The following is a 12,666-nucleotide window of genomic DNA, read 5'->3' on the forward strand; positions in this document are numbered from 1 at the left end:
CCGCCGACACCAAAAACGAAGACCTGCTGGCCAACGCCTGCGAAACCCTCGCCTCAGCGAAAACCATCGCCCAGGAATTCGCCGGACTGGTCAAGCCATCGCAACGCCGGACGCTGATGGGGATTGCGCAACTGATCATGCTCGGGGAATTGGCAGTGAATCGGGTGCTGGATAATCTGGAGTTGCCGCAGTAGCAGAGATTTGTGACAAGCCTTGAATGAGGCGATCTGGATGTTGACGTCTTCGCTGGCAAGTCCGCGAAGGCGACGTCACAGCCAAAACAAGTCTTCAGGCTAAAAAACGCCGCACCGCGCAATCGGGACGGCGTTTTTAATGCCGGTTACTACGCAGTTAATATCTGCTTGGGCGCAATATTGCCGAAGCCCAGTTGCTTGCCATTGACGTAGCGCGTACCCCGCAAAATCTGCTCACCTTCGACCTCAACGAAGTCCTCATCCATGTACATCAACACGACCTTGGTCACTGGCGCAATGATTCCCGGGACCGTCAGATCACTTTGCAGCAGATTGAGCGCCCAATGAAACTGGATGACCGGCAAATCTCCGATTTCGATCTGACCCGTGTCATCCAGGGATCTGAAGTCTCTGCTTGCAGTCACTCGGAGCTTTCGCCCGACCTGCTCAAACTCCGGTTTGCCATAACGCACCTGCCGATGAGGGCCGGTCGCCCATTGATCGTTGTAATAACTGGGCGAGGTAAAGAGTTCGAACAGCGCCTGATTATCGCGGATGTTTCCCGCTGCACTGAACAGGTAGTTGTAGGAATAGTGGTTAGCCAGGCCGTCCAGTTCAGGCCTGATCGCGTTGATCGGGTTGTCGAGATAATCCGGGATATAAGCATTGGCCATCTGTTTGAAATGGGTGAAATCCAAATCCATGTCGAAAGTGACGGTGTAACGGATGGCCCGCTCTTTCGGGTTATGTTCCAGTCGCCCTGACACATATTCCAGGCCCATGCCCTCGAGTTTTCGGTAAATGCGCTCTGCCATGATAGTACTCTCCTGGTTCGGTAAACTTGCGCCCCTATCTCGAGGTCATGGACAGGGGTCCGTCTACTGTAAGAGTTGACAGGTGGACGGCATTTCCAGACCAACGGTCTCTGGACGACGTAGCCAACCAAAAGATATCTGCAAAGCCACCGCTCATCGGAAATACTCGATCACCTGTCAGATCTGACAGTGGCAAGAATTCCTGCTTCCTGCATCAAATGGAGCCTCCCGAGGCAATCACTCGAACGCAGGAGACATCCCCATGAACTCAGTTTCAGCAGTCACCGATCCAGCGGCGCCAAAAGTACTCGAAGCACATGGCTCTGCGGGGGATCAACTTGACTTCGATCATGTCTATTTCGCCCAATACGTCACTGCTCAAGTTCCGCACTTCACCGGCATGGCCCGCGGCCATACGGTTCGCATCACTTGGGAAAACCCTCGGCACACCTACCACTCGCAGGTGATCACCGTGGGAACCCCTGGCACTATCGACATCCGCATTCCACGCATGGAGGTGATCGATAGCATTGGCCACACGGTGAAGGTCTTTTACACGGTGCGTACGGCCCCGGGCACGACCTTGATTCCTTCGCGCTATTTGCTGCTGCACATTCTCCCTCAGCCATTCGATCTCTTGGCACCGACCCTGTCGAGTGATCAGAAAACTGTTAGCGTCAACTACTCAGGCATGACGACTGGCTATACGGTACGTGTGCGCGCTACCGCCAACACGCTATGGGAAAGTGATACGCGACCTGTTCAGGCAGGTGTCACACCAGTCTTTACACTTCCTTCTGACTGGCGAACAAACAATCGCGGCGCCGATGCCCTGATCAATTACACCGTGTACAAATCGGGAAGTGGTGAGCGGTTGATGTTTTCGAAGGTGTTGAGAACGCGAATAGGCGAAGTCACACCTGCTATCAGTGAGAACTTCGATGACATACCCACTCAACTTATAACGGTTGGCCAGCGCATCGCACTTTCGAGCATGACCATTACGTTTCTTTCAGGTAACGGACAAATGGGAATTTCCAACTCGCTAACCTATCCGCCAATCCCCGGGAAGCGCAGCGGGCAACTACTGCATCTTTGCTATCAAGCGTTGACAGCCCCACAGCGTTGCAGAATTGATCTCAAATCAGCCTGTTCAAGAGTCAGGTTTTGGCAAACCTGGACAGACAAAGCAACCACCACCGCTTTTTTTTACAACACTGCGGGTCAACTACTGGGAGAAAGAACATTTACTCGATCGGTTGCTGACGCCCATCTCGTCGAATTCACCTCAAATGGAATAACCAGAATTGAAATACTGTGCAGTACACCCGATTGGATTGGGCTGGATTACTTTTCATTCACCCCCTGAGCTGGGCAATGAGGGGTTTTCATGCAGGCAGCCCCGCATCAAGAATCCCGACGCAAATCCGGCGGAATCGGCAAATCATCCTTCAACGGATCCGGCCGCTTGCCCTTGCCCGCCTGGTGTTGGCGGATCTGGTAGACGTAGGCCAATACCTGCGCCACTGCCAGATACAGCCCGCCGGGAATTTCCTGCTCAAGCTCAGTTGAGTAATAGATCGAGCGCGCCAGCGCAGGCGACTCGAGCAGCATGACGTTGTTGGCCACTGCGATTTCGCGGATTTTCAGGGCGATGAAGTCGCTGCCCTTGGCCAGCAGCACCGGCGCGCCGCCCTTCTCCGAGTCGTATTTGAGCGCGACGGCGTAGTGGGTCGGGTTGGTGATGACCACGTCGGCTTCGGGAATCGCTGCCATCATGCGCCGCTGGGACATTTCGCGCTGGGTCTGGCGAATGCGTTGCTTGACCTCGGGGCGGCCTTCCTGGTCCTTGTGTTCGTCGCGCACTTCCTGCTTGGTCATCTTGAGCTTCTTCATGCTCTCCCAGATCTGCACCGGCACGTCGACGGCGGCGATGATGATCAGACCGCAGGCCAGCCACAGCGTGCTCCAGCCCACCAGCAGGACGCTGTGAATGATCGCCATATCCAGTGGTTCGTGGGCGATGCGCAGCAAATCGTCGACGTCGGCGGACAACACCAACAGCGCCACGCCCAGAGTAATCAGAAACTTCGCCAGGGCTTTGAGCAGTTCGACCACAGCCTTGAACGAGAACATCCGTTTGAGGCCGGCGGCCGGGTTCATCCGGCTGAATTTGGGCGCCAGCGACTTTGCGGCGAACAGCCAGCCACCGAGGGAGATCGGCCCGATGATGGCGGCGAGCAACAGGGTGATCATCACCGGCTGAATCGCCAGCAAGGCGATCAACCCTGACTCCAACAGAAAACGGCCCATGGCGCCCTGATCCATGACCACTTCGCGGGACAGGGTGAAGTTCAGGCGCATCACGTCCATCATTTCTTGCGCAAGCATGCCGCCGAAAATCAGCAGCGCAGAGGCGCCGGCCATCATCACGGCCAGGGTGTTGAGCTCTTTGGAACGGGCGATTTCACCCTTCTCACGGGAGTCCTTTTTGCGTTTCTCCGTGGGGTCTTCCGTTTTGTCCTGACCGCTTTCGCTCTCTGCCATGACTCAGCGCGCCCGTGCGAGTTCGCGTAGCAACTGCAAGGCCTCGCTGGCCAGCGGTTGATACTGGTTGAGAATGTCCGCGAGCCCCACCCAGACGATGAACAGGCCGAGCACCAGGGTCAGCGGAAAACCGATCGAGAAGATGTTCAGTTGCGGCGCGGCGCGGGTCATCACGCCGAACGCGATGTTGACCACCAACAGTGCGGTGACGGCCGGCAACACCAGCAGCAATGCGGCGCCGAGTACCCAGCCGAGTTTGCCGGCCAGTTCCCAGTAATGCGCAACCATCAGACCGCCGCCGACCGGCAGCGTGGTGAAGCTTTCAGTGAGGACTTCGAACACCACCAGATGGCCGTTCATCGACAGGAACAGCAACGTCACCAGCATGGTGAAGAACTGCCCGATCACCGCCACCGAAACACCGTTGGTAGGGTCGATCATCGAGGCGAAGCCCATGCCCATCTGGATCGCGACGATCTGTCCAGCCACGGCAAAGGCCTGGAAGAACAGTTGCAGGGAAAAGCCCAGTACGGCGCCAACCAGAATCTGCTCGCCGATAAGCAGCAGGCCGCTGAGATCCAGCGGGCTGACGGCGGGCATCGGCGGCAGCGCCGGGGTGATGACCACGGTGATCGCCACGGCGAAATACAGACGCACGCGGCGCGGGATCAGGGTGGTGCCAAACACCGGCATGACCATCAGCATCGAGGCGACGCGAAACAGCGGCAACATGAACGACGCCACCCAGGTGCTGATCTGGGTGTCGGTCAGCTGAAGCAGCGACTGCATGGCTTAGCCGATGACCATCGGAATGTTTTTGTACAGCTGGATGATGTATTCCATGAACGTCTGCACGATCCACGGACCGCCGATGATCAGGGTCACCAGCATCACCAGAAGACGCGGCAGGAAGCTCAGGGTCTGTTCGTTGATCTGCGTGGCGGCCTGGAACATCGACACCAGCAGGCCGACCAGCAGGCTCGGCACCACCAGAATGGCGACCATCATGGTGGTCAGCCACAGGGCTTCACGAAAGATATCGACCGCGACTTCCGGCGTCATGGCGAAACACCTCCAAAACTGCTGGCCAGAGTACCGATGATCAGCGCCCAGCCATCGACCAGCACGAACAGCATGATCTTGAACGGCAGCGAGATGATCAGCGGCGAGAGCATCATCATACCCATGGCCATCAGCACGCTCGCGACAACGAGGTCGATGATCAGGAACGGAATGAAGATCATGAAGCCGATCTGGAAGGCGGTTTTAAGCTCGGAGGTCACGAACGCCGGCACCAGAATGGTCAGCGGCGCCTGATCCGGGCTGGCGATGTCGGTGCGCTTGGACAGGCGCATGAACAGCTCCAGATCGCTGGTGCGGGTCTGCGCGAGCATGAAGTCCTTGATCGGCACCTGAGCCTTTTCCACGGCTTGCTGGGCGGTGAGGGTTTCCGCCAGATACGGTTGCAGCGCGTCGTTGTTCACCCGGTCGAACACCGGCGCCATGATGAACAGCGTCAGGAACAGCGCCATGCCGGTGAGGATCTGGTTCGACGGCGTCTGTTGCAGGCCGAGGGCCTGACGCAGGATCGAGAAGACAATGATGATCCGCGTGAAACTGGTCATCAGGATGACCGCTGCAGGAATAAAACTCAGCGCGGTCATGATCAGCAGGATCTGCAGACTGACCGAGTATTCCTGCGCGCCGTCGGCATTGGTGCCCAGCGTGATCGCCGGGATCGACAACGGATCTGCGGCGAACGCCAGCGGCGCGGCCAGCAACAGGAGCAGCGTCAAGACGATGCGGAGCGCACCCATTACTTCGTATCCTTTTGGTCCTTGCCAAGAATCTTCAGCAGATGCTGAGCAAATTCCGGCGTCGCTTTTTCACTGGCGGTGGGGACTTCGACCGGCTCTTTGAGCACGTGCAGCGCGGTGATGGTGCCGGGGCTGAGGCCGAGCAGAATCTGCTCGTTGCCGACCTGCACCAGCATCAAGCGATCACGCGGACCGAGCGCGCGTGAACCGATCAGCTCGATCACCTGGCCCTTGCCTGCCGGCCCCGCCTGTTGCACGCGGCGCAGCAGCCAGGCGAGGAAGAAGATCAAACCCAGCACCAGCAGCAAACCGAACACCAGTTGCGTCAACTGACCGGCCACGCCGCTGTTGACCATTGGCGCGGTGGCGGCAGGCGCGGCATTGGTTGCGCTCGGCTCGGCAGCCAGCACGCTCAAGGGCCATGCCAGCAGCACCCAGAGAAACCTTTTCACTCAGCGCAGCTTCTTGATGCGTTCGCTTGGGCTGATCACGTCGGTCAGGCGGATGCCGAACTTCTCGTTGACCACCACTACTTCGCCGTGGGCGATCAAGGTGCCATTGACCAGCACGTCGAGCGGCTCACCGGCCAGACGATCGAGCTCGATCACCGAACCCTGGTTGAGTTGCAGCAGGTTGCGGATGTTGATGTCGGTGCTGCCGACTTCCATCGAGATCGACACCGGAATGTCGAGGATCACGTCCAGGTTCGGACCGTCGAGGGTCACCGGATCATTGTTCTTCGGCACACTGCCGAACTCTTCCATCGGCAGACGGTTGGAGCTGGAAGTGCCTGCGTCGGCAGCCAGCAGCGCATCGATGTCAGCCTGGCCGGCATCACCGGTTTCTTCCAGGGCCGCAGCCCATTCATCGGCCAGTGCCTGGTCGTCTTGGGCGTTCATATCGTCGTTCATCATGTGTCCTCGGCGGGCAACAATTCGGTTAAATACGGGGGTGAAAAGCGCCGCCTCAGCGACGCTCGATCGGCTCGATCACCTGCAACGCGAGGTTGCCTTTGTGCGAGCCCATCTTGACCTTGAAGGCCGGCACGCCGTTGGCGCGCATGATCATGTCTTCCGGCATCTCGACCGGGATCACATCCCCCGGTTGCATGTGCAGGATGTCGCGCAGCTTCAACTGGCGGCGGGCTACGGTGGCACCGATCGGCACGTCGACATCGAGCACGTCCTGGCGCAGGGCGTTGACCCAGCGCTCGTCCTGATCGTCGAGGTCGGACTGGAAACCGGCGTCGAGCATCTCGCGCACCGGCTCGATCATCGAGTACGGCATGGTCACGTGCAGGTCGCCGCCACCGCCATCGAGTTCGATGTGGAAGGTGGAGACCACAATCGCTTCGCTCGGGCCGACGATGTTGGCCATGGCCGGGTTCACTTCCGAGTTGATGTACTCGAAATTGACTTCCATGATCGCCTGCCAGGCTTCCTTCAGATCGACGAAAGCCTGCTCGAGCACCATGCGCACTACGCGCAGTTCGGTCGGGGTGAACTCACGCCCTTCGATCTTGGCGTGACGGCCGTCACCACCGAAAAAGTTGTCCACCAGCTTGAACACCAGTTTGGCGTCGAGGATGAACAGCGCGGTGCCGCGCAGCGGTTTGATCTTGACCAGGTTGAGGCTGGTCGGCACGTACAGCGAGTGCACGTATTCGCCGAACTTCATCACCTGCACGCCACCGACAGCCACGTCCGCCGAGCGGCGCAGCATGTTGAACATGCTGATGCGGGTGTAGCGGGCAAAGCGCTCGTTGATCATTTCCAGCGTCGGCATGCGTCCACGGACGATGCGATCCTGGCTGGTCAGGTCGTAGCTTTTGACACTGCCGGGTTCGGCAGCATTATCGGTCTGTACCAGACCATCATCGACGCCATGCAGCAGCGCATCGATTTCATCCTGGGACAGCAGATCCTGCACGGCCATGTCGTGTTCCTACTGCAGTACGAAATTAGTGAAAAGCAACTGTTCGATGACCACTTTGCCCAGTTCTTTCTGCGCCACTTCCTGGACGCTGGCGGTGGCCTTCTGGCGCAACATCTCCTGGCCGACCGGGGTCGCCAGTGTGGCGAAATCCTGACCGGAGAAGAGCATCACCAGGTTGTTGCGGATAACCGGCATGTGCACTTTGAGCGCGTCCAGATCGGCCTGATTACGCGCCAGCATGGTGATGCTCACCTGCATGTAGCGCTGACGGCCGTTCTGGTTGTAATTGGCAACGAAGGCCGGCGCCATCGGCTCGAAAATCGCCGCCTGCTTGCCGACCGGCGCTGCTTCAGCGGCCTCGGCAGGCTTGCTTTGCGCGCCGTGCATGAAGAACCAGGTCGCCCCGACGGATGCACCAATGGCCACCAGCAACGCCAGCACGATCACGATGATCAGCTTGAGTTTGCCTTTGGTTGCGGGGTCTTTTACTGCTGCAGCTTCGCTCTTCGCCATGCCAATAATCCGTCACTAATCGGGGGTTTCACAGTCGCACGGCAAGGCAAGAGCAAGTGTTATGCCAGAAGTGTCGGAGGTCGAGAACGACGCTAAAGTCAAAAGCACCCTCACCCCAGCCCTCTCCCGGAGGGAGAGGGGGCCGACCGAGATGTAATGGGGCTGGACATCGACCTGCACAACCGAGGTGATTGCAAGTTCAGGGCGGGAATCAACAGGTCGCCGAATGTCGAACGGATTCAGCGATGCTCGTTCAGGTCGGCGTAGTTCTTCAAGATTCCCCAATCGGTCCCCTCTCCCTCTGGGAGAGGGCTAGGGTGAGGGGGCTCTTGATTTGATCAGGCGTAATAGTCGACCGCGCTGGTGCCGATGACGCTGGTGGTCTGCGCGGCAACTTCCGCCACTGTAGCCGGTGCCAATTCTTCATCCACCGAATCAAGACGCCCACCCGCCGCGCTGGTCCGGCCACTCTGCCCCTGCTGCGCCTGCTCCTGACCTTGCTGCCCCTGCCAGCCACGGTTCTGGTCGGCGACGTTGACGTCGACCTGGCCCATGCCCTGCTGGTTGAACATGTCGCGCAGGCGGTGCATCTGGCTGTCGAGCGCTTCACGCACGCTCGGGTGCGCGCTCATGAAGGTGACCTGGGTCTGCTGATCCGGAACCATGTTCACGCGGATATCCAGGCGCCCCAGCTCCGCCGGCTGCAACTGAATGTCGGCGGCCTTCAGGTTGACGCTGGACAGGTACATGACGCGGTTGACCACTTCTTCGGTCCAGCCGCTCTGGTGCATGGCGATCGGCTGATTCACTGGCAGCGCATTCGCGGTTTTCGGCGTAGCGGCCTGGGTCAGTGCCGCCAGACGGTTGGCGAAGTCGTCGACGCGGGTGTCGCTGGTAGCCGATTTCAGATCCTTCAGACCATCGTCGATCAACCCGCTGAAAGCTTGTTCGCCGCCTTGACTGGTGCTGTCCTTGTCGGCCTGCACGTCGAGCATGCTGGCCATGCCGGCGGCGAAGTTCTGCGCGGCGGTCAACTCGCCATCGGCCTGAGCCTGAGCAGGCGAAGCTTTCGGTTGCGCCTGGCTGGCGGCGGAAATATGCCCGCCCTGCTCCATCGCCATGCGCACGGCCGGCATCGAGTCGAGCGGGTCGGCTGTCGGATCAAATTCGCTGTCGGTGGCCGCCGGATCTTTGACCATGCCCGACACGACCGCCAATGCAGGCGTTTCGGTTTCCGGCTGGGCTGGCGTGGCGACTGCCGGGGCCTGCACCACAGGCGCTGCCACCAACGGCTGAACGACTTGCGCCAAGGCCGGATCAAGCGCCGGATCTACAGGCGCGGCATCGGCCACAGGGGTTTGTACCGTTTCAGTGGTGTCATCGGCAGTGGCAGTCGCGTCGTCGCTCGTCGCCGCTTTGTCGGCAGGCAACGCTTTGCCGCTTTCGGCAACTGCTGGCTCGGGCGCGGCAGACTGGTCTTTGCCAATATCCTTTTTGCCGCTGCTGTCCGCGACCTTGTCGCGTGCCGGCTTGACTGAATTGTCAGCACTCACGGCAGGCTTGGCCGGCGCCTGATCGGCGAACACTCTGGCGAAGCTGGAGGCGTTGTCCCCGGCGTCTGCGGCCATTGCCGACGATTTGGCAGAGGCGGCTTGTGCCTTGGCCTGAGCGGCGGTGTGAAGAAGAATGTTGGGGGTCGCAGGCATGACACGGTCTCCGCTGCACTGGGATCGTAGGTACAGTTGAGCAAGATGACTGCAAGTGCCGGGCCAGTTTGGCCAGACACTTGCGAAAAGCGCCGGGCGGCGACTTCAGTGGATGTGGGCGTGGTGCTTTTCGCTTTCGTACACCGGGCGTACTTCGGCGAATTCGGAATGGATATCGGCCACCAGTTGAGCGAGCGCTTCCGGACTTTTGTTCTTGGCATTCGACTCAAGGTCCTGGCACAACTCGGCCAGTCGAACCGCGCCCATGTTGCTCGCGCTGCCCTTGAAGCTATGGGCTACATCGGATAGCGCTTTAGCGCTGGTGCTGTCCTGCAACTCGTGCAGGCGGCTTTGCGAATCTGCCAGAAAAGTCTCCAGCAATTCCGTATAGCCGTCCTCCATCACCTCGCGCAAAGTATCGAGGACTTCGCGATCTACATGTGTGTCTGTCACTTGCTCACTCCTTGATCAAGAATGGGCGGATTATGCCTCAATCTCCCAGAAAAACTCCACGCTGGCACTACGACCCTGGTCCGACCAACTGGCGTTGCGCCCCAGTTGCCGGACCAGCCCGATGCCGCGTCCCGACAAGCGGGCGTTATCCACGGGCCGCTCCATGACCCGCGCCACATCAAAGCCCTTGCCGCTGTCCTCGACGCGAATGACCAGCCGCCCGCCCTCGCCTTGCGGCTGGACCTGCAGATGCACGCGCACGAAACCGTCTTGCAGCGCCTCCAGCCGCGCCGCGCGCATTTCATAGTAGCGGGCGAAACCTGCCGCATCGCGTTTAAGGCTGGAATCCAGCCCGAGCACGCCGTGCTCCAGGCCATTGGAATACAACTCGGCGAGCACGCTGTACAGCGCCCCGCTCTGCGCGCGCAGGCCATGCACCTCAAGCAGCAACTGCAAGAGGAACGGCAACGGATTGAAGCGCCTGAGCGAGGCGCCGCGAAATTCGAAACTGGCCGACCAGTCCAGCGGGCACGACTGGCCGCTGTCGGAATACACCGGCGCCGCGCCGTGCGTCTGCGCCGACTCAAGCAGACTGACCTCGACCATGCTTACATCATCACGGGCCTGTCCGCGAAAATCGCGCAGTGCCTGTTCGATATCCTCGAACAACCGATCCGGCTCGCGGTTCGCCGCAAAGACCTGCTGCAAGCGCTCGACGCCGAACAACTGGTCATTGGCATCGCAGGTATCGATTACCCCGTCCGATAACAGAAACACCCGATCATCGACGGCCATCGGATACACATCCGTACGGTCATCGAAGGCTTGCGCGCTGAGAATCCCCAGTGGCAAATGCCGCGCCGGCAACGGCACGCGCTCGCCACTGGCCATGCGATGCAAGTAACCGTCGGGCATGCCGCCGTTCCACACCTCCACCGAACGGCTCTGGAAACTCAGACTGAGCAAGGTAGCGCAGCAGAACATGTCCACCGGCAGGATGCGCTTGAGCTTGGCGTTCATCTCGCGCAGGGTTTCGGCCAGGCCGTAGCCTTTGGCGGTCATCCCGTAAAACACTTCGGCCAGCGGCATCGCCCCCACCGCTGCCGGCAAGCCATGCCCGGTGAAATCGCCGAGCATGACGTGCATGTCACCGGCCGGCGTGTACGCCGCGAGCAACAGATCACCATTGAACAGCGCGTAAGGCGATTGCAGGTATCGGATGTTCGGCGCGCTCAGGCAACCGGAATGCGCGACCTTGTCGAACACCGCTTTGGCCACGCGTTGTTCATTGAGCAGATAGTCGTGATGTCTGGCGATCAGATCGCGCTGCTGCAGGACCGTTGCCTGAAGGCGGCGCAAGCGATCCATCGCCTTGATTTTGGCGGCGAGTATCACTTGGTTGTACGGCTTCGCCAGAAAGTCGTCGCCGCCAGCCTCCAGACACCGAGCCAGCGCTTCACTCTCGGTCAGCGAGGTGAGGAAGATGATCGGCACCAATGCTTCACCCGCCAGTGCCTTGATCTGCCGCGCCGCTTCGAAGCCGTCCATCACCGGCATCAGCGCGTCCATCAACACCAGATCGGGCTGCTGCTCTTTGAACGTTTCGACCGCTTCGGCACCATTGGCCGCCGTCAGCACCTGATGGCCCTGACGGCGGACAATGGTCGACAGCAGCAGCCGGTCGGCGGCGCTGTCTTCGGCGATAAGAATGGTCAGCGGCTCTTGCGCCTGCATGGGCGTCAACTGATGTCGAAGAGTTTGTCGAAGTTGGAAATCGCGAGGATTTTCTTCACATCGGAGCTGCTGTTGACGACACGGATATCCGACTCGTCGCCACCGGCATGATCACGCAGCAAAAGCAGCATGCCCAGCGCGGAGCTGTCGAGGTAAGTAGCCTCTTTGAGATCGACCACGATGGATTCGGGTTTGTGTGGGAGCCGCTCGTACGACTCGCGAAATTCCTGATGGCGACCGAAATCGAACCGGCCTTTGACGGCGATGGTGAGCTTTTTCTGGTCTGGAGAGACTTCTGTAACGACTGACATTGACTGGCTTCCTTGTCATTGACGAACCTGTACAAGGTGTAGCACCTGGATAGGGTTGGGGCAAGGCGCAACGGTTGAACAAGTGTGGGAGCGAGCCTGCTCGCGAAGGCGTTCTGGCAGTTGACTACAGGGTTGACTGACACGGCGCTTTCGCGAGCAGGCTCGCTCCCACAGGGTTTGGCAGTGTGGTTTAGAAGGCATCACGCCGTGGCAACCGCTGGGACAGTTCATCCAGCAGCTTCTGCTCGCGCTTGTCTTCCAGGCGCTGCGCCTCGTCGCGATAGCGCTGCACCAGTTTGCGCAAACCCTCGACGCGGGCAAACGCCTGCTGCCATTCCTCACGCGCCTTGTCGAGCTTGTTCTGATGCCAGACCAGGCTCTGCCGTTGCTGGTCGACGGCAGTATCGAGTTGCGCCAGGAAACCCTGAAAACCCAGCAGCCATTGCCCGGTCACGCCGGTGCTGCCGCGCACGATCCACTGCTGCGAGTAATCCAGACGAAAGGCATTGAGGTCGGCCAGTTTGCTTTCGGCAACTTTGACCTGGCCCTGAAAGTAGGCGAGGCGCTGCACGGCGGCTTTCTCGGCCTTTTCGGCCATGTCCACCACCGGTGCCAGGCGCGCGGCGCGGCTGACGGCCATG

15 protein-coding genes and 1 pseudogene are annotated in these 12,666 nt (G+C 59.7%); 2 read left to right on the forward strand and 14 right to left on the reverse strand.

The genetic code is table 11. The features are described from left to right. Positions 1–194: pseudogene (locus D8U71_RS27675) on the forward strand (hypothetical protein); the annotation flags it as partial. A gap of 149 nt (positions 195–343) precedes the next feature. Here the strand turns inward: D8U71_RS27675 and D8U71_RS27680 are convergent. Further along, on the reverse strand, positions 344–1,009 hold the full coding sequence (locus tag D8U71_RS27680; protein ID WP_130889172.1) for a hypothetical protein: 666 nt from the start codon (positions 1,007–1,009) through the stop codon (positions 344–346). Between the two features lie 262 nt (positions 1,010–1,271). Here D8U71_RS27680 and D8U71_RS28450 point away from each other — a divergent pair, with 262 nt between their 5' ends. Next, complete coding sequence (locus tag D8U71_RS28450; protein WP_177434950.1) at positions 1,272–2,378, forward strand: hypothetical protein; 1,107 nt, start codon at positions 1,272–1,274, stop codon at positions 2,376–2,378. Positions 2,379–2,416: 38 nt separating this feature from the next. Here D8U71_RS28450 and flhB read toward each other — a convergent pair whose 3' ends face one another. The 13 genes from flhB to fliJ form a co-directional block, all read right to left on the reverse strand. Continuing rightward, complete coding sequence (gene flhB / locus D8U71_RS27690; RefSeq protein ID WP_024012110.1) at positions 2,417–3,556, reverse strand: flagellar biosynthesis protein FlhB; 1,140 nt, start codon at positions 3,554–3,556, stop codon at positions 2,417–2,419. Between the two features lie 3 nt (positions 3,557–3,559). Further along, positions 3,560–4,345: a flagellar biosynthetic protein FliR gene (gene fliR / locus D8U71_RS27695; RefSeq protein ID WP_016771066.1), complete on the reverse strand. Its 786-nt coding sequence runs from the start codon at positions 4,343–4,345 to the stop codon at positions 3,560–3,562. A gap of 3 nt (positions 4,346–4,348) precedes the next feature. Further along, positions 4,349–4,618, reverse strand: a complete 270-nt coding sequence (fliQ, locus tag D8U71_RS27700; RefSeq protein ID WP_016771067.1) for a flagellar biosynthesis protein FliQ — start codon at positions 4,616–4,618, stop codon at positions 4,349–4,351. Next, complete coding sequence (fliP, locus tag D8U71_RS27705) at positions 4,615–5,373, reverse strand: flagellar type III secretion system pore protein FliP (RefSeq protein ID WP_071171446.1); 759 nt, start codon at positions 5,371–5,373, stop codon at positions 4,615–4,617. Before fliP ends, fliQ begins: the two co-directional genes overlap by 4 nt. Then, positions 5,373–5,825, reverse strand: coding sequence for a flagellar biosynthetic protein FliO (gene fliO, locus D8U71_RS27710; protein ID WP_041479025.1), 453 nt, complete (start codon positions 5,823–5,825; stop codon positions 5,373–5,375). The genes fliP and fliO overlap by 1 nt, the downstream gene beginning before the upstream one ends. Further along, positions 5,826–6,287: a flagellar motor switch protein FliN gene (gene fliN / locus D8U71_RS27715; protein ID WP_162999812.1), complete on the reverse strand. Its 462-nt coding sequence runs from the start codon at positions 6,285–6,287 to the stop codon at positions 5,826–5,828. Between the two features lie 52 nt (positions 6,288–6,339). Then, positions 6,340–7,308: a flagellar motor switch protein FliM gene (gene fliM, locus D8U71_RS27720; protein WP_003222890.1), complete on the reverse strand. Its 969-nt coding sequence runs from the start codon at positions 7,306–7,308 to the stop codon at positions 6,340–6,342. A 9-nt stretch (positions 7,309–7,317) separates the two neighbouring features. Beyond that, complete coding sequence (gene fliL / locus D8U71_RS27725; protein ID WP_016771071.1) at positions 7,318–7,821, reverse strand: flagellar basal body-associated protein FliL; 504 nt, start codon at positions 7,819–7,821, stop codon at positions 7,318–7,320. 338 nt (positions 7,822–8,159) lie between these two features. After that, positions 8,160–9,527, reverse strand: coding sequence for a flagellar hook-length control protein FliK (locus D8U71_RS27730; protein ID WP_130889173.1), 1,368 nt, complete (start codon positions 9,525–9,527; stop codon positions 8,160–8,162). 105 nt (positions 9,528–9,632) lie between these two features. Continuing rightward, positions 9,633–9,980, reverse strand: a complete 348-nt coding sequence (locus tag D8U71_RS27735; protein ID WP_123442841.1) for an Hpt domain-containing protein — start codon at positions 9,978–9,980, stop codon at positions 9,633–9,635. A gap of 30 nt (positions 9,981–10,010) precedes the next feature. After that, positions 10,011–11,714 (reverse strand): fused response regulator/phosphatase, encoded by a 1,704-nt coding sequence (locus D8U71_RS27740; RefSeq protein WP_130889174.1) that lies wholly within the window; start codon positions 11,712–11,714, stop codon positions 10,011–10,013. Between the two features lie 5 nt (positions 11,715–11,719). After that, positions 11,720–12,025 carry an STAS domain-containing protein gene (locus tag D8U71_RS27745; RefSeq protein ID WP_016771075.1) on the reverse strand — a complete coding sequence of 102 codons (306 nt, stop codon included), beginning with the start codon at positions 12,023–12,025 and terminating at the stop codon, positions 11,720–11,722. Positions 12,026–12,215: 190 nt separating this feature from the next. Beyond that, on the reverse strand, positions 12,216–12,665 hold the full coding sequence (gene fliJ, locus D8U71_RS27755; RefSeq protein WP_016771076.1) for a flagellar export protein FliJ: 450 nt from the start codon (positions 12,663–12,665) through the stop codon (positions 12,216–12,218). Position 12,666 lies beyond the last annotated feature (1 nt).

The sequence above is a fragment of the Pseudomonas sp. Sample_21 genome (assembly GCF_004307525.1).
Taxonomy (GTDB): domain Bacteria; phylum Pseudomonadota; class Gammaproteobacteria; order Pseudomonadales; family Pseudomonadaceae; genus Aquipseudomonas; species Aquipseudomonas atacamensis.